Source organism: Thalassobacter sp. 16PALIMAR09 (assembly GCF_000765485.1).
Lineage (GTDB): Bacteria > Pseudomonadota > Alphaproteobacteria > Rhodobacterales > Rhodobacteraceae > Thalassobacter > Thalassobacter stenotrophicus.
Window position 1 is genome coordinate 1 of sequence record NZ_JHAK01000004.1, and the last position, 17,934, is coordinate 17,934.

The window sequence follows — 17,934 nt, forward strand, 5'->3', positions numbered from 1 at the left end:
GAAGATCCGAACACAGGTCACGCTGTGGCGGAGGATGTTAGGGATGCCGCGCAGTAGCCGAGCTGCATGTTCAACTGTCGCTGTGTCATCCAGCGTCTGCAAAGAGAGATGGCAGGAGTGGGAGTACAAGGCTCGCAAGAGAACCCCACGCCCGTGTCCATGGTTTGTCATGGCTTTGGATGCATTGGGTGCGTTGCTGAAAAGGTGGCGCGTAAAGCTGATCGAGAAACCCCAGCTTCCTGTAACAAGGTTGCGCTCATGACAGGCGAAAGCAACTCGGATGAGGTCTTCGTCATACCAAGGCAGCGGATAGCCTTGGTATGACTACACAATCTGGATGAGATCCCGTTCATATATGATCATAGTGCTTAAGCGATTTGATCTCCTTAAACGCAAATCAAAAGACTGAAGGTGTTTGTGAATGAGCGAGAGCGATTGAACAAACACCGAAAGTCAGCTCGGCGAAGCTGAGCTTGAACAGATAGACACATAATACACGATAGGGTTGGCAGAGCTCTGGGTGAGATAGCTTACTAGTCAAATGCCTTTAACGGTGAGCGGGCTATTTTTTGTTTCGATTTGCGCTGCATGTAACTAATTAAAGCGGCAACAAAATCTTCGCCTGTGCCCAATTTAGAAATAATATCGGCACCTTCCTCTTCAGAAGCAATATGGTAATCCATGCACCAAGTGTCGAATGCACGATTTTGAGAAGACTTGTCTGAGAGTATCTCCACGCTTTGGTGCCGTGTATCATTGCGTATCATCAAGATCAGGTCATCAACTACTTCGGGCTGACCTTCGATCACTTGGAAGTAATTGTAAGGTGTTCGCAGTAAAAAGCCAGTTATACCCATAGCCTCATTATGCTTCCAGGCGATTTCCATTATGTCACAGTCATCAGTGCTATGCATCTCTGTCTTCGGAGTGCTTTGGTACATGACAGTTCGGATCATTCACTCACCTTTTGGGCATTTGCTAATAACGAAGTGCTAGCGACTAAGGTACGTGTATCAGATAATCACTAAGTATTCAAATATTGATATGTTAATGGATTTGGTGGGATTGTTTGGTTTAATATTGAAGGTAATATATGACGCCAAGCAACCGAATTAGGGTAATACCAGATGTTTCCACAAAAAGTGCCAGATGCTGCGTTTCATACGCGTGTGCGTATTCCTGACCAAGGTGTTGAAAACGTGTTCGAATGGCAAAAGCTGACAGCTGATGATCTATTTAAAAAGAAAAGTGTGGTATTCTTTGCGTTGCCCGGCGCGTTTACTCCAGCATGTTCGGAAAGCCATCTGCCGGGTTACGAACACTTCTATGATGCATTTATTGCAGAAGGGATTGATGACGTTATCTGCTCCGCTGTGAATGATGCATTTGTGATGTTTCAATGGGCGAAGGCACAAAACATACAGCGTGTGTCGATGTTGCCTGATGGGAACGGTGAATTTGCGCGGAAAATGGGTATGCTGGTGGATCGATCAGCGCAAGGCATGGGGATGCGCAGCTGGCGTTACTCGATGTTGGTGGAAAATAGGGAAATCATAAAGTTTTTTGCCGAGCCTGGCTTGTGCGATAATCCAGCAGGGGTGCCAATGACCGTTTCGTCGGCTGAAACCATGTTAGACTATTTAAGGCAAAGATAATTATTGGACTGTTAATCGCACAGCCCAGTACGCTGACTAGTTCCAATAAAACGGCAAATGCGTGGTAGGCCCGGCAGGACTTGAACCCGCAACCAAAGCGTTATGAGCGCTCTGCTCTAACCAGTTGAGCTACAGGCCCACGCATGAGCTGGTTATGGCAGTGCTTCTAACTGCTCAATGCTTAATTGAGTTATGGCATTTGCAATCCAGTGCTCTGCGGCTTCTTCGGTGCCAAAGCCAATACCTGCAATTCCAGCATAGCTAATCTCGAATAGATCCGTGCTATCTGGCTCCGCCCATTGACCTCCTGCACCGAGCACGTGTTCCCGCAATGCTTTTGCTGGATCACTGGCGTTGAGTATTGGCTCCACAAGAGCCCGGACTTTTGACTGATCAAACATTTAAGGCCCCCTATTAAGTTGCGGTGGTGATTTATGGCAAAAGATTGATGATGCAAGTGCTCAAGGCACAGCAAATGGTATCACGCAGTCCACGACCTCAAAGCTTGTAAGTGCTACTGATTGATCATTTGGATTATAACTTGGCATGAGGTGATTTAAATGCCAGGTTCTTGGCTTCGCAGTGCTTATGGCGCTGCTAAGCTCCGCTGTCTCCATGTTTTGGGAGGGATGTGTTGTAGGCAGCGGAGCATAGCAGCAAGGCTTGTACTGAGCGCAATCACACAGCCCAAAACCTCATAGAACACACATTGTATGAGATTATCGCCTAAGTCATTGTAAAGTAATAACTTCGAGCAAGACGTCTTTTCGGTAGGAAGACCAATACCTCAGACTTTATACTCAAAGCTAACAAAAGCTTAGGTTTTGAGGGGATCAGCACATGCGCCAAGCACAAACGCTCAACGAGGCGCAGCTGCGCAGGGTTATACAGTACTGCCGCTGCCGTCGTCATCCAACACGCGACGAGACCATCATACTGGTTAGCTTCTACGCAGGGCTACGCGCCAAAGAAATTGCAGCGCTGACTGTGGGCAATGTGTTCGACGAGACGGGCGCTGTGCGCACACAGTTCATTCTTAGCGCAGCACAAAGCAAGGGCGGGCACACACGCACTGTGTATCTTAATCAGCGTTTACGGAAGGCATTTGCATATTATGGCGCGATCAAATATCTGGGCGACCCACAGCGCCCACTCTTTGAGAGCCAAAAGGGCGGGCATTTCTCGGCAAACACCATGTGCCAGCTGTTCCTCGACATCTACAAAGCAGTGGGGCTCAAAGATGCATCCAGCCATTCGGGGCGCAGGACCTACATTACCAGATTGGCGAACAAGGGCGTAGGCGTGCGCTTGTTGGCTGAACTGGCGGGGCATTCGCACATATCAACTACCCAAAGGTACATTGATGTGAACTCCGAGCAGCTGAGTGAAGCTGTCGAGCTATTGTAGACGCTTCCGGCCCATTACGGACATTAGCGGACGGCGCAGCGAATGACGGCAAGGAGCCCGACTCGGCCATTGTGATTTTGTGCTGCGCGCTCACGCAGCAAAGAAAATGCGGCATGAGCGAAAACCTCATGCTATCGCGCGGCGGGAGAAACTGCCGTTCGAGGATGTCGCAGCATGGATTAGAGGGCGAATTTACAGGTCGCGGGACATTGGTGCCGTTCCAGATCTGAATCCTGAAGTCCGCATTGATTACCGATTGCTAATTTCAAATCATCAACCAAAGCATCACGATTGCCATAGCCACCATCATGAGGTTTTCTGTGAGGCTGACAAACCCTAGCGGGACGTTGGAGTTTCCTCCAACGCACGCGCATTTCAGCTCGCGTTTGTCGATGTAGACGGCTTTGAAGACGCTGATGGCTTCGATGCTCGCAACCAGGAGTGCTGCGGGAGCGGACACCCAGGTCAGGATCATGCCAGTCATGAGGATACCCGCGCCGGTTTCCACGAACGGATAGATATAGGCGTAAGGCACCCATTTCCGCGCGAGTAAATCGTAGTTGAGGAACATCGTGGTGAAACCTTCGATGTCGCGCAGTTTCTGCATGCCGAGAAGGATCATCGACACCGAGATGAACCAGCCAAGTGTCTGCCATGTGATTGTGCCGAGAAACCCAATGGAAAGTGCCACTGCGGTAAGCGCTGCAACAGCGAACAGATACAAGACAGGTCGATAGGTTTTTACTGTGGGATCCCAGCCGGTGAGCTTTTCGCGCAAGTCGGTGTAGCCGCCAACGCGTTCTCCTTCAATCCATGCTTGCGGTGTCGTTTCGACGTTATGCTCGGCCTTGAAGGCATCCACTTCGGTGCGGGTTCGGAACAGACGGTCATCGACGTCGTATCCCCGACGTTCAAGGAGCCAGCGCGCCTTTTGCCCGGATGGGCATAGATGATCTGGCAAGGCCATTCGGTAAAGCACAGCCGTTTTGCCGACTGCTTCTTCAGCCGGATTTGTTTCAATTTCAGCAATATCGCGTGCGTCTTTAGGCATTGGCTTCTCCGTTTCCGTGCTTCGTATGCGGGGGCGGTGCATGCGTTTGCATTGCCTAGCTTTATATACCCCCCTAGGGTATATAATCAAGAGCGAGAGATTTGATCCCGTACTCTCTCGACTTTTTCTCCGCCACCATGCGAAAAGAAGGCCATGCACAACAATCGCGAAGCCACTCTAAAACGTCTCAATCGCCTTGAAGGGCAGGTCCGCGGGATCGCCCGGATGGTCGAAGAGGACCGCTATTGCGTTGACGTCTTGACGCAAATCGCGGCAGTCCGCGCGGCGCTGAAAGGCGTCGAAAAGCTCGTGATCGACGATCACGCATCCCACTGCATCGAAGATGCGCTCGCCTCGGGTGATCGTGAGGACCAGCGGGCGAAGTTCACCGAACTCCTTGAATTGCTCGACAAAGCGCGCGGCTAAGCCGTCAAAGATTGATCGGCGGTGTCGTCACGCTTGTGATCGTTGCCGTTGCCAACAGGATCATCACGACGGCCAGCATTTCCATCAAAATAGACCGCCGCAGGGCATGGGCTGCACCGGCTTTCTCGGCGCGCAACGCAGGAACGAGCCTCACCTTATTGAAAGCCGCAAAGCCCAGAAGTACCGCAACAATCGCGACTTTGAGCAAAAGCCCCAGGCCATAGGCTGTTCCAAATAAGGCAGTGACGGAGCCTGAAAGGAGCCAGGCGAGCGCTGTACCTGCAAAGATCAGGAAAGCCACTCCAAGAGCAGCGACATTGCCAAAGTGGTGCAACACGTCAACGCCCGAGGGAGTAAGCGCCGCGCGGCGCAAAGGCACAAGCGCACCAACCCAAAAAGCTGCGGTCAGAAGGTGAAGAGCAAGCAAGACAACGAGAATCATCCTGGGATCACCCAGAGCGTGGCCCACCTGAGCAAAAGATATGGCCACGGCAAGGCTGCCCAACAAAGCAATCCATTGCCCAATACGAGGCACCAAAACCGCCAGTATCGCAAGTTCGCCAAATCCACGCCAAATCGCGGCGGTGCCAAGCGGGCTTTCCCAAACAAACCCGAGCATCATCGGGTCCGTTGCGCCCTCAAAGCCCATCCCAGATATGCGGGCCGCACGAATGCCAATACGTATAGCCAACACAGTCAGGCCAACCAGTACCGCAACGACGGCAAGCCGCCTGGCAAGGCGCAGGACAGACGCCTCGGCGCGCTTCGCAAAGATGAAGGAAAACAAGACGCCCCCAATCGCGAGAAGAGCCGCGCTATAGCCAATCGCTTTGGCTACAATGGCCAAGACGGCAAGACCGTCGATTGGAGCCAGTCCGGTCACTCCGCGACCGTGAAGGAGAAGCTACCCTGCATCGGGTGACCGTCTGAGGCCATGCCGCGCCAGTCGAAACGGTAGCTTCCAGGCGCAAGCGCTTCCAATGGCACTGCCCGGAATTCCGTTGTTGGTTCCATACCGGTCTCGCGTTCGATTTCGATGTCATCATCGGTTGCAGTCAGCATGACGGAAATGATGCGCATCGGATCATCGAACCGCATTGAAAGCTCTGGCACTTCTGTGACAGTCGCACCATCAGCAGGTGTCGTTGCTTCGGACTTGGAATGCGCCGCAGCAACCACCGGAGCGACTGCGATGGCCAAACCGAGAAGGGCTTGTCTAATCATCTGAGTTTTCCTCTATTCGGACTGGGCATTGAGTGCGTCGTGATGCTCTCGAATATCACTGGGCCAGGTTGATTTGATGAAGGATAACACGGCAATGATCTCTTCATCGCTGAGCACTTCTTCATAGACAGGCATACCGGATGGGGGTGCATTCTCCATCAGTCCGGCAAGCCCATATTTGGTCAGGGTGAAGAGCGTTTCATCGTCGTGGTGCCACGTGTGCCCGGTCGCGTCATGCGGCGGTGCTGGTAGCAAACCATCTTCGCCCCGCATCCGCCAGTTCGGTTGCCCTTCGAGGCGCGCCCCGTGGCACGCAGCACATTGAGCCACGTAGATGCCCTGACCAAGGGCGACCACTTCGGTGTCATCTGGTGACAACAGACCGACCGCATCGGACGGTTGGGCCATGACAAAGGCGGAGGCGAAACCGGCGAGCGCGAGCCCGCCGGTCATAAGAACTGCCTTGCGACTTGCCATCACGTGTCGAAGGGCTGTGCTGTACCAGCTCGATAGTACACCATTCCGGTGCCCGCCTCTCCACCAAATGCGATGACGTCGTAACGGGCAGAAGGATCATCCCCCATGCCGGGGGAACCCATCGGCATGCCCGGAACAGCAAGTCCGGTGATGTCTGGGCGATCCTGCAGAACAGTTTCCAATGCTTCGAACGGAACATGCCCTTCAAAGACATACTCATCGGCTTCAATGGTGTGACAGGAGGCCAGTTCAAGCGGAATGCCGCGCTCTGACTTCTGCGCCTCCGGCTCGGTCAGTTCTCCGACAGTGACAGCGTAGCCACGCGCACGGGCCAAGTCGGCCCAAGCGTGACAACATCCGCAACCGGGTGAGGCGAGAACGCGCATAGGCGTGCTTGCGCGGGCTGGCAGAGCAGCGACAGCCAAAGCCGTTGCGGAAAGGGTGGTGAAGTGGCGACGTGAGATCATGTTTGTTGGTCCTTTAATTTGAAAGTTGAATGGATTGCAGGCGAGCGCCCGTTGCCGTTCAAACTTTCGGAGGACCGGTTGGGACAGCCAGTATCAGGTTCGAAAACTCGAAGTCAGCATACAGCACCCCAATGGCAATTCTGCTTGCGAGATTTACCGGCGAAATCGCAGATGTGGCTACGAGATCACCAAAACATGGCGTTGATCCCATGCCTTTCGTGGTGTCGCAGCAGTCCGCGAGGGCCTTCTCGGCATCAGCGAACACATCATGCTCCGTCATTTCAGCGTGGTGGTCAGCGTGATCGGGTCCATGGTTCAATCCATGCATTACTGACGCGGTGGACGCACCGGCAAATGCAAAAACAAGAAGGATCGGCAGCATTAAGCGAAACATACCAAATACCTACTGGGGGTATATGGTTTTGACAAGTCACGAGGGTGTGTCGCCGATAGCCAACCTAGTTGCACCCATTATGATTGCGCCACATCTTCGGATCGTGCCCGTCAGGAACGGCGTCACATGGATCATCTGAGTAGCCGCGCAGCACCGAATACTGGGTCACCTGAGTGTCAGTCAGCAATGGCAAAGTCAGCAGGTGCGCGTTGAGGTGAACAAAGCGCAAATCTGCCCGCGCCTCACCTGCTTCCGCCACCAGCCGCTCAAGTGTCCCCGCATCCGGCGCACCAAGTTGAAAAGCTTCGTCCAGCGATTGTTCCGCCGCGACGAACCGCTCCCCAGCAGTTATGGCGTCTGCCCGCATCTGCGCCCGGATCACTTCGATGTCGTCGCGTTGCTGTTCGGTCAGTCCGATTTGATCAGCTAGCTCAAGGAGATGCGTTGGCCCGGGAACGCCATTTAGCTCGGCGGCGCGTGCAAGACCCCATCCGCCGCCACGTGCGATCTCCTCTACGTCGTCCTCGGAAAGAGATTTGATAAGGCGCGTTTCTTGTCCTGCATAGAGCGATGGAGCTGAGCCGTGGTTTCCAGAGTGGTTTTGAGCAAAGGCAACTGTGGGCAAGATCAGCATGAGAAATGCGAAGCGCTTAGTTGTCATGTTTGATATCCTTGTATGATCCGGGATTTGCGCAAAGACATTGCATATGATGAGCAACATGAAACATGATAGAAATCATGTCAGATCATTGGCTCACATCATTCGAAGGCGCATCTGTTCGAACACTTGAAGCAGGTGAGTCTCTGTTTCGGCGTAACGATAAGGTTGAAATGGCCTTCCTTGTAAGGGGGGGCCAAGTTCTTCTTCGGCGAGCTCTGAAAGATGGCGGGCTTCTTGCCTTGCACACTGCAAAAGCGGGCGATCTTGTGGCCGAAGCGTCCTTGTTTGCAGATCATTACCACTGCGATGCGGTGACGGATCGGTCGACAAAGGTCTCGGGCATACCCAAAGCGAAGATTCTGGAGAACTTTGGGAACGGTTCTTCGGGGAAACATCTTTCGGTAAGGGCATTGGAGCGGACGACCAAAGAACTTCAGGCACTGCGGACGCGCATTGAGATCATGCGGTTGCGAAAGGTAACAGATCGGCTGGATGCCTATCTCGAACTTAATGGACCTCCAGAAGAAGGCGGGTGGGTGCACGTCGCCGATTGGATTGGGGTGACGCCAGCCGCTCTTTATCGCGAACTTGCGAAGCGTCGACGGGACGATCAGGCATGAACCCTGACACAAATACCCTTCTTGAGATATCGGACTTTCTGGGCCTTGCAGCAACCAGATAGGTTCAGACTATAAGTTGTTGCGAAGTTGGTTCTCCTTCCTAAAATGAACTGGAGAGGAAAGATTATGTTGCCTGAGCAGTTTTCCGGTGGGTGCGCGTGTGGAGCAGTCCGATACAAATCTGAAGGTGTTGCCCGCTACATGGGTAACTGCCATTGCCGCGATTGCCAGCAGGCCACTGGAAGTGCCTATTTTCCAGCTGCGCTAGTGAAACAGACTGATTTCAGGCTTGAGAAAGGTGAACCAAAGTGGTTCGGGCGCCAAGCTGATCGCGGCCATGCAATGCTTCGCGGTTTCTGCTCTGAATGTGGATCACCGCTGTTTCTGATCAACAAGGCAAGCGAAGGAGCAATGATCCTGTTCGCGGGCAGTTTGGATGATCCAAGTTGGTACCAGCCAAGCCGTGACATTTACGTGAAGAGCGCACAGCCTTGGGACCAAATGGACCCCAGTCTCCCGAAAGCTGATGGGATGCCTACCTAGCTTTTTAGCGTTGCTACTTTTTTGGTGTCAGTCGCAATCCGACTTTGGCTCGTTGCGTACCTCAGAAGAACCTCCCCACACGTGTCGCGTACTGTTCAAACGTGCTTCCGTATTTATCCTTGAGCCAAGGTTCCTCAGAAAATGGTGCGGCGATAAGCACTGCTATTCCCGCTAACCCGACGACCATTGCCCAAGGCGCTGCTGACAAGATCATCCAGCCACTTACGATGCCAATATCAGCGATGTACTGCGGGTTCCGAGAGTAACGATACATGCCCACAGTGCGCAGGGTGCCTTTGGCTCCACCAGTCTGCGGCACCCCAAAGTGCGAGACTTCCATCCATACCACAATGTTGCCAAAGAGGATGAGAGGCAGGCCAACGCCAAACCGCACCCAACTTAGAATGGCCAGATCAGCCCAACCCAAGACACCAAGCAAGATGAGAACACCGAACAGCGTGAATGTCGGCACCCAGACAAGGAAAGGTGTAAGTGCCGTATAGCGTTTGGGCGGCCCTATCCGCCGCGCAGGAAAGGCGATTGACCAAAGGATCGCGGCCAAGGTCATAGCCGCAATGCCCAGACCTAGAGCAACAAGCATGCTATGCATCATACGTCTACGTGGCCGTGGTCGATCACTTCCCGCCGTTCCGCGAGGGCTTGGCGCACTATCTGGAATGCTGACGACAGAAACAGTCCCGCCATGATTGTTGCCACGATCAGGTCAGGCCAGCCCGTTGCAGTGCCCCAGACGCCCAAGGCGGCGAACATAACGGCGACGTTGCCGATGGCGTCATTGCGGGAGCATAGCCAGACTGAGCGCACGTTGGCGTCACCGTCCTTGTAGCGCACCAGTAAGAACACACTGGCAAGGTTGGTGAGCAATGCCAGAAAGCCAACAGCACCCATGATCTCGGCTGTGGGAACCCCGACATAAAATACGCGGTAGACAGTCGATCCAAAAACCCAAAGCCCCATCAACAAGAGGCTGAAACCCTTGAACAGCGCGGCATTGGTACGGGCGCGAAGTGAGGCACCAATGACTGCCAGAGAAATGCCGTAGGTCATTGCATCCCCCGCAAAGTCGAGCGCATCGGCTTGCAAAGCCTGTGACTGCGCCAAATGGCCAGCCGTCATTTCAACTGCGAACATCGTCGCGTTCAATGCAATGACGATCCAAAGCCTTCGCTTGTAATCGTCTGATACGCCGTCAAATTTGGTGTCGTGTCCGCAGCAACCTGACATGGGTGAATCCTCTTTCATCTTACGTTGATGATAGTGTAATGTCTCTAGTGACTAGAGGTTCAAGAGGTTTCTTTATGTTTTCTATTGGCGAGCTATCAAAGCGCACAAAGGTCAAGGTTCCCACCATTCGCTACTACGAGGAAATGGGACTTTTGGCAGAAGCCGAGCGCACGAGTGGCAACCAAAGACGCTACGATAAGGAAGGATTGGAACGACTGAGTTTCATTCGTCACGCTCGTGATCTGGGATTTTCGATTGAGGCGATATCATCGCTCATCGAGTTACAGGATCATCCAGACAGATCGTGCGAGGCCGCAACGGACATCGCTGTTTCGCAGCTTGCAGATGTTCGCGCGAAAATCAAACGGCTCAAGCTTTTGGAAAAGGAACTCACGCGAATTTCGAAGGGATGTGATGGGCACGGCGTTTCTGAAGACTGCTATGTCTTGGCGTCTCTGGCTGATCATGAACTTTGTGAGAGGGAGCACTGAAGAAATCCCTTCCTCTTGCTTCCAACGAACCGCCGCAGTGCTACAGGTGAACAGCCGCACAGTAAGACCGATGCAGGACTTTTTTGTAGAGCGGCTCGGATTTGAACTTGGTACGGAGATTGGGACTGGTCCAAAATTTGTGACTTTGGACCGAGATGGTCAGACAATCATGCTTGCTTGTCATCGAACATTGGGATTCCGAAAACATGGGTGGGCGGCCTATTTCTGGGTAGAAAACATAGAAGCGCTGCATGACGAATTCGAGCGCCGAGGCGCAAAGCTCAAAAGCCCGATCACCGACAAGCCATACGGTTGCCGAGAGATTGTAGCTATGGCACCAGATGGCCGAGAAATCGTATTCGGCGAGATAACAGGCACCCAAGCAGATTAAGCCCGTGCATACCTAAACACCGCAGCAGGACTTGCCTTCTTGGATCGGTGGGCATGGAACTGTTGCGTAAGAACAGTAGACGCAGCAATCCCCCTCTAGCGGTTTCAAGACGGTCTGACATGACTTGCATTCATAAAACCACTGGCAGGCATCGGTCGGCATAGTCTCGGTTTCAACGTGCCCGCAAGATGGACAGGTGAGAGTCGATTGCAGCACTACTTTTGCGTCTTCTGTCGCCATATCGCGTACCCCGTGAGTATGAGAAATCCTGCCAATATCGGCAGCAAGACAGCATCGCTGTAGACGACACCAAGCAGGCCTGTCAGGCCAAGCGCTGTAAGCACGACCGGCAAGATCGGCGTGAAGCAACAGAGGATCGCCACAATCGTGCCGCCCACCCCGAGCGCCAGTAGTTTGTTTTTCATCGTGTCGATCTCCACAAATCCCACATAAAACGCTGCGCTGACGCCTCCCAGAGCGGCGAAAACAGTGCGATCAAAAAGGCGATGGATGCAAGTGACGTCCAGATAATTGCGGACCGCCTGCGCGTTGAGCATGGCTTGCGCCGCAGCACCCGATACCAAGCCCAAACCAGTGCAATCGCAACACCGACAAGAATGAACCCTCGGTAAGCGATGAATGGGCCAAGCATGGTGAGCCATGCGCCACCAAGGCCTAATATCGATAGGCCGATAGGCAAAACACAACATGACGCCGACAATAGCGCCAAAAGCGCTGCGAAGGGCATCACTAGGCGGGCAGCGATGCCGGTGTCTACCACGGGTTGTTGATTTGCATTCATGTCCATTTTGCACTTCTACTTCCTGTAGCCACTACAGGAGCAAGCAAAATGTTCACCATCGGCAAAGCGTCAGAACAAAGCGGCGTGAACATCGAAACGATCCGGTATTATGAACGTGAGGGTGTGGTTCCGAAACCGGGGCGCTCGGCAGGCGGGCGTCGGCTATACTCGTCCGATGAAATTGCCAAACTCAGGTTCGTGCGCCGGTGTCGCGATTTGGGCTTCCCGATCTCGATTATTCAGACCTTTCTATCTCTGACCGAGCAGAGCGGCCGATCCTGTGGCGAGGTGAAAGCAATGGCTGAGAACCATCTGGGTGAGATCACCGCCAAGATTGAGAACTTAGTGCGCCTCCGAGACGCGCTCTTGAGCCTTTCAAAGAACTGCGAAGATGGCACTGCGGCTTGCCCCATGTTGGACGCATTGATGAAGGATGGCTTTGGCGGCAACCTACACGAGTAAAGCAGCCGTTAGCTTGAGTTTCGCGAACGGTATCTCTGTCCCACCATCTTTCATATTGGCGAAGCGTACGGCGAAAGTTCGGTCTTGGCTCAGGCACAATCGGGGCCCCTGATCGACCGGTATGGCGACATCAGCTGCGACACAGCGATGAACGCGCCGCGCGTGCGAACTAATGCTGCGTCAGCAACAGCCGCGCCTGCATAAGTCCGGTTTGTCCCGCATAGCTGCCGTTAGTGCGAAGTGCAGCAAACGTCCGCATTCCGCCCTTTGCTTTGATGCTTATCAGTCGTACTCACTTTAGCGATCTTCAAACTCATCCCGCGACAACTCATACCGCTTACCAGTCAGCATGTCCTTCTTGAGCCGTGGCGTCAGATGACTGTAGTGCCGCTCAATCATGCCAATACTTGTGCCCATCTGCACAGCAAGCGCATGTATGTCCATGCCATCGTTGAGTAGGGCAAAGGTCGCATAGGTGTGACGCAGACTATACAGAGTTCTATTCTGCCCTGTACGTGGGCATATGATTAGCCCTGTGTCTGTGAGGAACTTGCGGAATGTCTGGTGAATGTTCTTGGATACTGTCCCGTCGGGCAATCTAAACACAGGCAAATCGACACGTTGCTTGAGTAGATCATCAAAGGGTAGGTGCCTAATGTCTTCTGAGCGCTCATGGATGCGCTTGAGGTAGTTGATGGTGCCACTGCGGCAGATGATGTCACGTCGCCCAGTTTTACCTGTGACGCTCATCTCTAGGTATTGCAGGTCCTTTTCCTCAAACAGGGTCACATGCTTCCAGCGAAGGTTCAGCGCCTCCGTGCCGTGCCGCATGCCCGTATTGGCCATGATCAACACGTAGTCCCGCATCAAGTGACGCATGTCTGTGGGTTTGCCCGCCTTGCCTGAGTTGATCCAGCTGGGCAGCTTGCGGATAAGTGTGGCGTATTCTTCACGGGTAAAGTCAGGACGGCGTTCGCTCTTCTCACCACGGTTTACCAGTAGCGGCACATTCTTGTGCGCGATAAAGCCCCGCGCCACTGCTTCTTCAAACACACGGTTCATGGCTGAGTTATGTGTGTTTAGCGTTGAGGCCTTCGGCTCACGGCCCATCTTTGCCCGCCGCCACTCGTAGAACTGCTGCACCTTCTCGTAATCAATGGTGGTCACATACTGTGCACCGAAGAAGGGGATGAGGTAGCGCTCAATACACACGATATAATCAGCAAACACTTTACGCCCTAAGCCCGCATCCAATTGTTTGTGCATATCCGCAATAGCCAGCTTGGCAACGTCAGAGAACTTCTTGGTTACAACAGGGAGGTCGTTCTTGTGGCGGAACTTGTATTCCAAATAAGTGTCGCGGGCATACTCCTTGGCCTCAGCCAGATCACGCTTACCAGTGCTTATGCGGATGGTGTGCCCGTCAATCACAAAGGCAGCCTGCCAGCGCTTGCTGCGCTCACGCCGATACACCCGCACCTCGCCGTCCAGTATCAGATGTGTATCTTCGCGCAGCTGTCGCATGTCATGCTCCTTGCCAAACAATATGGCTCAAAGCACCAACAAGTCTATCAAAGTGTGTGTTTGAGGGTTTAGCGCTTGGTAGTTGAAGCAGATTCAAGGTTGTTGAAGCTTTAAAGTTGATATTGTCGAACGCGCAGCCACGTGTAACTGAAAATTTATAGGTTATCAGCCAGCCACCACAAAGGCGTTGGTTCAATCGTCTTCGTCACATGAATCTGGTGCAGCCGTTCGAGTAGCTTCTTTTTCAAATCATCATCCCCTGAATGAAATGGACTGGTGCGCGAAACAAATTCCGGCGAGGGGTTTCTGAATTCGGCAGTCCAACTAGCCAAGTGAAACAAAATAGGTACGAAAGCGATCCCAGCTTCAGTGAGGAAATAAAGTTTCTTCTGTGCGTGATCGTCCGATTTTTGAACATTCAACAGGTCCAGCTGTACCATATAGTGCAATCGTGATGACAGCGAAGCCGAAGAAATTCCCTCACGATTGTTTTTCAATATCTCGTTGAAGCCACGTCGATCAAATAACGCAATTTCGCGGATAATTATTGGGATCCACTTGTCAATAAGCAGGTGTCCAGCCAGGCCGATTGGGCACATTTCCTCTTCGACGATTTTCAAGTTAAGCATGTCATGCCTCCAAACCACTTTAACATACAGACTAGACGGTACATCTGCGTCAGGTCAACCTGTTCTAAGAAATGGTTAGTTCAAAAAAAACTGGAGGCTTTCGGATGTCTACTCCCAAATTTATCGCCATCACCGCAGCTACTTGCCCCGCAGCAAGCAGATCTGGCGCTTTGAACGAATTGGCCAACTTCGCGCAGGACTGCCGACAAAATGGCGCAGTTCGCGTGACATATGGCAGCTTGATCTCAGGCCGCTATCCCGGGGCTTTGGTGAATGTTCAGTTCTTTGATGACCTACAAGGATTTGAGAGCGTTATGAACATGATCCCGCAGTCCTCCGCCTATTCGCGTATGATCAGCGATCACGCTGTAGCGCCCTTTGCTCGAAATGTATTTCGGGGTAAACCGATCGAATTTGAGCCAAAACTTGAGCCAACGCCCAAGTATCTGATGTTGACGAGGGCCCATCGTCGGTCTTTGGAAGAAACTGCAATGCTAGATTTGCTAAACAAGACCGCGCCCGTGTTCAAATCAGCAGGTGCACAGACCATGCGCATGGGACAAACACTTACTGGGTCTGATCTTGGGACATACATGTTGGGTGTAACCTATCCTGACATGTCGGCCATCGAGAGAACATACGATGCTCTGGCTAATAGCCCTGAATATGGGCAGCTGATGAACGGTCTCGAAGTCGATATGCGCTCAATCACGAAGATTGCAGGCATCGTCTAAGCTTAATCGACACTGGCCGAGCGGAGGGCAACAATATGCAAGGCTTTATGTTCTATCTCGTACTTTACGGGTTGATTGTCATTATTCTCATCGTTGTACAGGTCTTAGCAGCGGCCCAGCAGGTTGGACTATCGGCTCTTGCTGGAAATCGCGAAAATCTGGTTCTGACCGGGTTTGCGGGTCGACTGGAGCGCGCTACGAGTAACTCGCTTCTTGCACTCGCTTTAGTATCGCCTGCTGTTTTAATGACCCACGTGTCGGAGTCTGTTAGCAATTTTCCAAATCAACTTATGCTAATATTTCTGATCGCGCGCATTGCATATGTCGCGATGTACGCCCTTGGAGTTGTTTGGTTCCGAACCGTTGCATGGTTAACAGCATTCACATGTACCGCCCTATTGTATGTGGGGTTGGTGCTATAACTTCAACAAATATGATATTGCCTTCAGAACTCGCAAATAATCCAAATTTCACAAAAAAGGAGCTGCCGCTATGATGGTAAAATTCTCACAAGATTTAGATCCTGGCTTTAAACCATGGAACGATATGTTTTATGAAAATGAGGTCGCTTCATGCCTTTGTTAGCGATATGTATGCCGATTTTGCCAGGTAAGATGGAAAAATGGCAAGCGATGATGGATCACGTGAAGTCTACACCTGAATTTGCTGAATCCAGGGAAGCAGTTGGTGTGCACGAAAGAACCTTTGTACAGCGGACACCGGCAGGGGATTTATTGATCATAACTTTGGAAGGTAATGATCCCGCTGCAAGTTGGACAAAAATCATGGCAACAATGCCTCCCGATTTTGCTGAATTCGCTGCCGACGTCCATGGAATGGATGTCAACGCCCCTCCGCCGCCACCACCTGAACTAATCTTTGACAGTCGCGCATGAAATCAGGAGAGAACGTAATGTTATTCATGGTCAAGCTCACGCATGATTATTCAACGTGCCAAGCTCATCATCCCGAAAAATTCCCTTTGTTTAGGGATACATTAGCAAGCGTAGGTGATCACGGGATCAAGGTACATGGTCACTATTCCAATCGCCTAGAACATACGGCTTTCATGGTACTAGAGGCTGATACCTTTGAGCAACTTGATACTGCTTTCGATCCAATCCTTGAAATGGGGAATTTTGAGGTCACTCCGATTGTGGAAAAGTAGCCTTCGAATGCGCTAACCACTTTAACACTCATACTGGACCAAGTTTTATCGTGATGCTGACTTCATGCGTGGCGATATCGCAAATAAAAGGGAAATAAAAATGCCAACAGCCACCGATTTTTTGAATGCTTTCCGTCACGGGTTTCGGGAAAAAGATGCGTCGCAATTAGACGCTCTCACCACAGATGATTTTGTGTTTACGTCAATAAGCTCAGGAACACACAGGAGCAAAACGGAAGCGTTAGAATGGTTAGTGAGTGGAGATTGCATCTCTATTGATGACTACGTGATCATACAGGACACGGATGATTGTATGGCGGGCACGCACACTGGCTCAGGAAAAGATTGGAAGGTTAACGCGTTTTTCTTTGCAAAAAAAGTGAACGGTAAAGCTAGTGAATGGTACGTGACAGGTGTTTCAGTAAACAAGTAGTGTAAATACAAAGGAGTTGAGGAATGCCAAAAAAACTATCGATTGTTCGTTTCAAACCCAAGCCTGAATGTTTTGATGAATTCTTGCAAAATATCCAAGACTGGCACGCCCAAGTATTCGCAGATGGTGACCACCGTTTAATGCGGACTCATGAGGAAGTTGTTGCCATAGTTGTTAGAGATAGCGAGTTGCTAGAAGAAAATATCAAACGTGGGGTAGATTGGTTAGATAGTCAAAGACTGCTCTTGCAAGAATACAACGATGTAGATCGTCACACGATGCCAATGACGGGGGATCTCGTAGTCTAGCATTAGATCGACTCGTCATATTTGTAGTGCTAAAATTATTCATGCCGGTGTGTGGGACCTACTAACACCCACGGTGTTGGTAACGACACCAATCGTGTCCCAAACCATGTTCGCCCAAAACTCCGCCAACACAGTGTTAGCAACACAGCCACACCCAACACTGTGTTCAACACAGCGAATCCGCAGTCAAAATAGTCAGCAACACGGCAAAAAGTGTGTTTAAGGTGTGTTTTTGAATTACACAACTTTAGCGCGCATTGCGCTTGGCTAAGTCATTGATACTGTTGGTAAAAGTGGTGCCCAGGGGCGGAATCGAACCACCGACACGAGGATTTTCAATGGAGATGGTGTAAATTATACGTCTATAAACAATGGCTTGTGTGGCAATATTTTTGATGTGCGTGTAAGTGTGTTTTTGGTGTCATTTTAGAGTAGGGCGAAAACACTGTGTTGAACACTCTAAGTGAACATTTGTCAGTCCTCAGTCTATAAAATACGTCTATCTTGCCGTGATAGCATATACGTGACTGCATTCATCATAAAAACTTAACGACTGTTTAACTTCTTATATGCTGCAAGCAGATCATCTACATCGTCGAAATATCGGATCTGATTAAGGCAAGTGCTAATGCCTGATACAAACGCTGCCAAAATAGCAGAACTTAATGATCGCGCACGGCAGCGTGTTCCCGATAGGGCAGGTTGCGACATCCCTTAAACCGGCTCTTTGATGTCTCACTGAGATAAGGTGGGGTGGTCTCAAACACCAGCGTTGCTGAGCTTATATTGGCCTGATTGTTGACCATGACTCCGTCTCCTTCC

At 51.6% G+C, this 17,934-nt stretch carries 29 protein-coding genes and 1 tRNA gene; 14 read left to right on the forward strand and 16 right to left on the reverse strand.

What is annotated here, in order from left to right; all coding sequences use genetic code 11:
- Positions 1 to 533: 533 nt before the first annotated feature.
- Positions 534 to 956, reverse strand: a complete 423-nt coding sequence (locus PM04_RS09480) for a BLUF domain-containing protein (protein ID WP_038006096.1) — start codon at positions 954 to 956, stop codon at positions 534 to 536.
- A 171-nt stretch (positions 957 to 1,127) separates the two neighbouring features.
- On the opposite strand from PM04_RS09480, the gene PM04_RS09485 reads away from it, so the two are divergent.
- Positions 1,128 to 1,655 carry a peroxiredoxin gene (locus PM04_RS09485; protein WP_038006098.1) on the forward strand — a complete coding sequence of 176 codons (528 nt, stop codon included), beginning with the start codon at positions 1,128 to 1,130 and terminating at the stop codon, positions 1,653 to 1,655.
- Between the two features lie 62 nt (positions 1,656 to 1,717).
- Here PM04_RS09485 and PM04_RS09490 read toward each other — a convergent pair.
- Positions 1,718 to 1,794: transfer RNA gene (locus tag PM04_RS09490), tRNA-Ile, on the reverse strand.
- 13 nt (positions 1,795 to 1,807) lie between these two features.
- Positions 1,808 to 2,056 (reverse strand): hypothetical protein, encoded by a 249-nt coding sequence (locus PM04_RS09495; protein WP_038006101.1) that lies wholly within the window; start codon positions 2,054 to 2,056, stop codon positions 1,808 to 1,810.
- Between the two features lie 439 nt (positions 2,057 to 2,495).
- Here PM04_RS09495 and PM04_RS09500 point away from each other — a divergent pair, with 439 nt between their 5' ends.
- On the forward strand, positions 2,496 to 3,062 hold the full coding sequence (locus tag PM04_RS09500) for a tyrosine-type recombinase/integrase (RefSeq protein ID WP_038006103.1): 567 nt from the start codon (positions 2,496 to 2,498) through the stop codon (positions 3,060 to 3,062).
- A gap of 265 nt (positions 3,063 to 3,327) precedes the next feature.
- On the opposite strand, the gene PM04_RS09505 is transcribed toward PM04_RS09500, so the two are convergent.
- Positions 3,328 to 4,113 (reverse strand): MauE/DoxX family redox-associated membrane protein, encoded by a 786-nt coding sequence (locus tag PM04_RS09505; RefSeq protein ID WP_152600846.1) that lies wholly within the window; start codon positions 4,111 to 4,113, stop codon positions 3,328 to 3,330.
- Positions 4,114 to 4,266: 153 nt separating this feature from the next.
- On the opposite strand from PM04_RS09505, the gene PM04_RS09510 reads away from it, so the two are divergent.
- Positions 4,267 to 4,539: a metal-sensitive transcriptional regulator gene (locus PM04_RS09510; protein WP_025054237.1), complete on the forward strand. Its 273-nt coding sequence runs from the start codon at positions 4,267 to 4,269 to the stop codon at positions 4,537 to 4,539.
- 4 nt (positions 4,540 to 4,543) lie between these two features.
- Here the strand turns inward: PM04_RS09510 and PM04_RS09515 are convergent, their stop codons facing one another.
- The 6 genes from PM04_RS09515 to PM04_RS09540 form a co-directional block, all read right to left on the reverse strand.
- On the reverse strand, positions 4,544 to 5,422 hold the full coding sequence (locus tag PM04_RS09515; protein WP_038006108.1) for a CopD family protein: 879 nt from the start codon (positions 5,420 to 5,422) through the stop codon (positions 4,544 to 4,546).
- Positions 5,419 to 5,763 (reverse strand): copper resistance CopC family protein, encoded by a 345-nt coding sequence (locus tag PM04_RS09520; protein WP_052077296.1) that lies wholly within the window; start codon positions 5,761 to 5,763, stop codon positions 5,419 to 5,421. The genes PM04_RS09515 and PM04_RS09520 overlap by 4 nt, the downstream gene beginning before the upstream one ends.
- A gap of 12 nt (positions 5,764 to 5,775) precedes the next feature.
- Entirely contained in the window at positions 5,776 to 6,240 is a 465-nt protein-coding gene (locus PM04_RS09525) for a cytochrome c (protein WP_084212701.1), read from the reverse strand.
- Positions 6,240 to 6,707 (reverse strand): DUF411 domain-containing protein, encoded by a 468-nt coding sequence (locus PM04_RS09530; RefSeq protein ID WP_038006115.1) that lies wholly within the window; start codon positions 6,705 to 6,707, stop codon positions 6,240 to 6,242. Before PM04_RS09530 ends, PM04_RS09525 begins: the two co-directional genes overlap by 1 nt.
- A gap of 58 nt (positions 6,708 to 6,765) precedes the next feature.
- On the reverse strand, positions 6,766 to 7,101 hold the full coding sequence (locus PM04_RS09535; RefSeq protein ID WP_038006117.1) for a hypothetical protein: 336 nt from the start codon (positions 7,099 to 7,101) through the stop codon (positions 6,766 to 6,768).
- Positions 7,102 to 7,165: 64 nt separating this feature from the next.
- Positions 7,166 to 7,762 carry a hypothetical protein gene (locus tag PM04_RS09540; protein ID WP_038006119.1) on the reverse strand — a complete coding sequence of 199 codons (597 nt, stop codon included), beginning with the start codon at positions 7,760 to 7,762 and terminating at the stop codon, positions 7,166 to 7,168.
- Between the two features lie 65 nt (positions 7,763 to 7,827).
- On the opposite strand from PM04_RS09540, the gene PM04_RS09545 reads away from it, so the two are divergent.
- Complete coding sequence (locus tag PM04_RS09545; protein ID WP_038006121.1) at positions 7,828 to 8,382, forward strand: Crp/Fnr family transcriptional regulator; 555 nt, start codon at positions 7,828 to 7,830, stop codon at positions 8,380 to 8,382.
- 201 nt (positions 8,383 to 8,583) lie between these two features.
- Positions 8,584 to 8,925, forward strand: coding sequence for a GFA family protein (locus PM04_RS18410; protein ID WP_369793310.1), 342 nt, complete (start codon positions 8,584 to 8,586; stop codon positions 8,923 to 8,925).
- 61 nt (positions 8,926 to 8,986) lie between these two features.
- Here the strand turns inward: PM04_RS18410 and PM04_RS09555 are convergent, their stop codons facing one another.
- Together PM04_RS09555 and PM04_RS09560 are read right to left on the reverse strand one after the other, a co-directional pair.
- Entirely contained in the window at positions 8,987 to 9,526 is a 540-nt protein-coding gene (locus PM04_RS09555; protein WP_158508579.1) for an isoprenylcysteine carboxylmethyltransferase family protein, read from the reverse strand.
- Positions 9,527 to 9,534: 8 nt separating this feature from the next.
- Entirely contained in the window at positions 9,535 to 10,170 is a 636-nt protein-coding gene (locus PM04_RS09560; protein WP_038006127.1) for a cation transporter, read from the reverse strand.
- Between the two features lie 74 nt (positions 10,171 to 10,244).
- Here PM04_RS09560 and PM04_RS09565 point away from each other — a divergent pair, with 74 nt between their 5' ends.
- Positions 10,245 to 10,661, forward strand: coding sequence for a helix-turn-helix domain-containing protein (locus tag PM04_RS09565; protein WP_038006129.1), 417 nt, complete (start codon positions 10,245 to 10,247; stop codon positions 10,659 to 10,661).
- Positions 10,612 to 11,052: a VOC family protein gene (locus tag PM04_RS09570; RefSeq protein WP_139278667.1), complete on the forward strand. Its 441-nt coding sequence runs from the start codon at positions 10,612 to 10,614 to the stop codon at positions 11,050 to 11,052. Before PM04_RS09565 ends, PM04_RS09570 begins: the two co-directional genes overlap by 50 nt.
- A 12-nt stretch (positions 11,053 to 11,064) precedes the next feature.
- Here PM04_RS09570 and PM04_RS18190 read toward each other — a convergent pair whose 3' ends face one another.
- Complete coding sequence (locus tag PM04_RS18190) at positions 11,065 to 11,292, reverse strand: GDCCVxC domain-containing (seleno)protein (protein ID WP_072936797.1); 228 nt, start codon at positions 11,290 to 11,292, stop codon at positions 11,065 to 11,067.
- Entirely contained in the window at positions 11,268 to 11,609 is a 342-nt protein-coding gene (gene merF / locus PM04_RS18195; RefSeq protein WP_233486423.1) for a mercury resistance system transport protein MerF, read from the reverse strand. The genes PM04_RS18190 and merF overlap by 25 nt, the downstream gene beginning before the upstream one ends.
- 293 nt (positions 11,610 to 11,902) lie before the next feature.
- On the opposite strand from merF, the gene PM04_RS09580 reads away from it, so the two are divergent.
- Positions 11,903 to 12,316, forward strand: a complete 414-nt coding sequence (locus PM04_RS09580; RefSeq protein ID WP_038006131.1) for a helix-turn-helix domain-containing protein — start codon at positions 11,903 to 11,905, stop codon at positions 12,314 to 12,316.
- Between the two features lie 297 nt (positions 12,317 to 12,613).
- On the opposite strand, the gene xerC is transcribed toward PM04_RS09580, so the two are convergent.
- Both xerC and PM04_RS17670 read right to left on the reverse strand, forming a co-directional pair.
- A complete protein-coding gene (gene xerC / locus PM04_RS09585; RefSeq protein WP_038006133.1) occupies positions 12,614 to 13,840 on the reverse strand; it encodes a tyrosine recombinase XerC in 1,227 nt (408 codons plus the stop codon).
- 155 nt (positions 13,841 to 13,995) lie between these two features.
- Positions 13,996 to 14,469: a helix-turn-helix domain-containing protein gene (locus PM04_RS17670; RefSeq protein ID WP_235281436.1), complete on the reverse strand. Its 474-nt coding sequence runs from the start codon at positions 14,467 to 14,469 to the stop codon at positions 13,996 to 13,998.
- A gap of 104 nt (positions 14,470 to 14,573) precedes the next feature.
- On the opposite strand from PM04_RS17670, the gene PM04_RS09595 reads away from it, so the two are divergent.
- The 6 genes from PM04_RS09595 to PM04_RS09620 all read left to right on the forward strand — a co-directional run bounded on the left by PM04_RS09595 (position 14,574) and on the right by PM04_RS09620 (position 17,112).
- The gene (locus PM04_RS09595; RefSeq protein WP_038006135.1) at positions 14,574 to 15,203 is read left to right on the forward strand and encodes a hypothetical protein; all 630 of its coding nucleotides are present in this window, start codon (positions 14,574 to 14,576) and stop codon (positions 15,201 to 15,203) included.
- Between the two features lie 35 nt (positions 15,204 to 15,238).
- Positions 15,239 to 15,625: an MAPEG family protein gene (locus PM04_RS09600; RefSeq protein WP_052068543.1), complete on the forward strand. Its 387-nt coding sequence runs from the start codon at positions 15,239 to 15,241 to the stop codon at positions 15,623 to 15,625.
- Between the two features lie 150 nt (positions 15,626 to 15,775).
- Positions 15,776 to 16,099 carry a hypothetical protein gene (locus PM04_RS09605; protein ID WP_152594060.1) on the forward strand — a complete coding sequence of 108 codons (324 nt, stop codon included), beginning with the start codon at positions 15,776 to 15,778 and terminating at the stop codon, positions 16,097 to 16,099.
- A 17-nt stretch (positions 16,100 to 16,116) separates the two neighbouring features.
- Positions 16,117 to 16,371 carry a DUF3303 domain-containing protein gene (locus PM04_RS09610; protein WP_038006139.1) on the forward strand — a complete coding sequence of 85 codons (255 nt, stop codon included), beginning with the start codon at positions 16,117 to 16,119 and terminating at the stop codon, positions 16,369 to 16,371.
- A 64-nt stretch (positions 16,372 to 16,435) separates the two neighbouring features.
- On the forward strand, positions 16,436 to 16,804 hold the full coding sequence (locus PM04_RS09615) for a hypothetical protein (RefSeq protein ID WP_152600847.1): 369 nt from the start codon (positions 16,436 to 16,438) through the stop codon (positions 16,802 to 16,804).
- A gap of 23 nt (positions 16,805 to 16,827) precedes the next feature.
- Positions 16,828 to 17,112 (forward strand): hypothetical protein, encoded by a 285-nt coding sequence (locus PM04_RS09620; protein ID WP_038006146.1) that lies wholly within the window; start codon positions 16,828 to 16,830, stop codon positions 17,110 to 17,112.
- Positions 17,113 to 17,934 lie beyond the last annotated feature (822 nt).

What these genes read in the sequence shown, in the direction of transcription:
- merF (WP_233486423.1), bottom strand. Translation starts at nt 11,609, where the DNA reads ATGCTCAACGCGCAGGCGGTCCGCAATTATCTGGACGTCACTTGCATC.
- PM04_RS18190 (WP_072936797.1), bottom strand. Translation starts at nt 11,292, where the DNA reads ATGGCGACAGAAGACGCAAAAGTAGTGCTGCAATCGACTCTCACCTGT.
- PM04_RS09495 (WP_038006101.1), bottom strand. Translation starts at nt 2,056, where the DNA reads ATGTTTGATCAGTCAAAAGTCCGGGCTCTTGTGGAGCCAATACTCAAC.
- PM04_RS09520 (WP_052077296.1), bottom strand. Translation starts at nt 5,763, where the DNA reads ATGATTAGACAAGCCCTTCTCGGTTTGGCCATCGCAGTCGCTCCGGTG.
- PM04_RS09605 (WP_152594060.1), top strand. Translation starts at nt 15,776, where the DNA reads ATGCCTTTGTTAGCGATATGTATGCCGATTTTGCCAGGTAAGATGGAA.
- PM04_RS09545 (WP_038006121.1), top strand. Translation starts at nt 7,828, where the DNA reads ATGATAGAAATCATGTCAGATCATTGGCTCACATCATTCGAAGGCGCA.
- PM04_RS09535 (WP_038006117.1), bottom strand. Translation starts at nt 7,101, where the DNA reads ATGTTTCGCTTAATGCTGCCGATCCTTCTTGTTTTTGCATTTGCCGGT.
- PM04_RS09615 (WP_152600847.1), top strand. Translation starts at nt 16,436, where the DNA reads ATGCGTGGCGATATCGCAAATAAAAGGGAAATAAAAATGCCAACAGCC.
- PM04_RS09480 (WP_038006096.1), bottom strand. Translation starts at nt 956, where the DNA reads ATGATCCGAACTGTCATGTACCAAAGCACTCCGAAGACAGAGATGCAT.
- PM04_RS09620 (WP_038006146.1), top strand. Translation starts at nt 16,828, where the DNA reads ATGCCAAAAAAACTATCGATTGTTCGTTTCAAACCCAAGCCTGAATGT.
- PM04_RS09570 (WP_139278667.1), top strand. Translation starts at nt 10,612, where the DNA reads ATGTCTTGGCGTCTCTGGCTGATCATGAACTTTGTGAGAGGGAGCACT.
- PM04_RS09565 (WP_038006129.1), top strand. Translation starts at nt 10,245, where the DNA reads ATGTTTTCTATTGGCGAGCTATCAAAGCGCACAAAGGTCAAGGTTCCC.
- PM04_RS09530 (WP_038006115.1), bottom strand. Translation starts at nt 6,707, where the DNA reads ATGATCTCACGTCGCCACTTCACCACCCTTTCCGCAACGGCTTTGGCT.
- xerC (WP_038006133.1), bottom strand. Translation starts at nt 13,840, where the DNA reads ATGCGACAGCTGCGCGAAGATACACATCTGATACTGGACGGCGAGGTG.
- PM04_RS09505 (WP_152600846.1), bottom strand. Translation starts at nt 4,113, where the DNA reads ATGCCTAAAGACGCACGCGATATTGCTGAAATTGAAACAAATCCGGCT.
- PM04_RS09595 (WP_038006135.1), top strand. Translation starts at nt 14,574, where the DNA reads ATGTCTACTCCCAAATTTATCGCCATCACCGCAGCTACTTGCCCCGCA.
- PM04_RS09525 (WP_084212701.1), bottom strand. Translation starts at nt 6,240, where the DNA reads ATGGCAAGTCGCAAGGCAGTTCTTATGACCGGCGGGCTCGCGCTCGCC.
- PM04_RS09610 (WP_038006139.1), top strand. Translation starts at nt 16,117, where the DNA reads ATGTTATTCATGGTCAAGCTCACGCATGATTATTCAACGTGCCAAGCT.
- PM04_RS09540 (WP_038006119.1), bottom strand. Translation starts at nt 7,762, where the DNA reads ATGACAACTAAGCGCTTCGCATTTCTCATGCTGATCTTGCCCACAGTT.
- PM04_RS09485 (WP_038006098.1), top strand. Translation starts at nt 1,128, where the DNA reads ATGTTTCCACAAAAAGTGCCAGATGCTGCGTTTCATACGCGTGTGCGT.
- PM04_RS09555 (WP_158508579.1), bottom strand. Translation starts at nt 9,526, where the DNA reads ATGCTTGTTGCTCTAGGTCTGGGCATTGCGGCTATGACCTTGGCCGCG.
- PM04_RS09510 (WP_025054237.1), top strand. Translation starts at nt 4,267, where the DNA reads ATGCACAACAATCGCGAAGCCACTCTAAAACGTCTCAATCGCCTTGAA.
- PM04_RS09600 (WP_052068543.1), top strand. Translation starts at nt 15,239, where the DNA reads ATGCAAGGCTTTATGTTCTATCTCGTACTTTACGGGTTGATTGTCATT.
- PM04_RS17670 (WP_235281436.1), bottom strand. Translation starts at nt 14,469, where the DNA reads ATGCTTAACTTGAAAATCGTCGAAGAGGAAATGTGCCCAATCGGCCTG.
- PM04_RS18410 (WP_369793310.1), top strand. Translation starts at nt 8,584, where the DNA reads ATGGGTAACTGCCATTGCCGCGATTGCCAGCAGGCCACTGGAAGTGCC.
- PM04_RS09560 (WP_038006127.1), bottom strand. Translation starts at nt 10,170, where the DNA reads ATGTCAGGTTGCTGCGGACACGACACCAAATTTGACGGCGTATCAGAC.
- PM04_RS09580 (WP_038006131.1), top strand. Translation starts at nt 11,903, where the DNA reads ATGTTCACCATCGGCAAAGCGTCAGAACAAAGCGGCGTGAACATCGAA.
- PM04_RS09500 (WP_038006103.1), top strand. Translation starts at nt 2,496, where the DNA reads ATGCGCCAAGCACAAACGCTCAACGAGGCGCAGCTGCGCAGGGTTATA.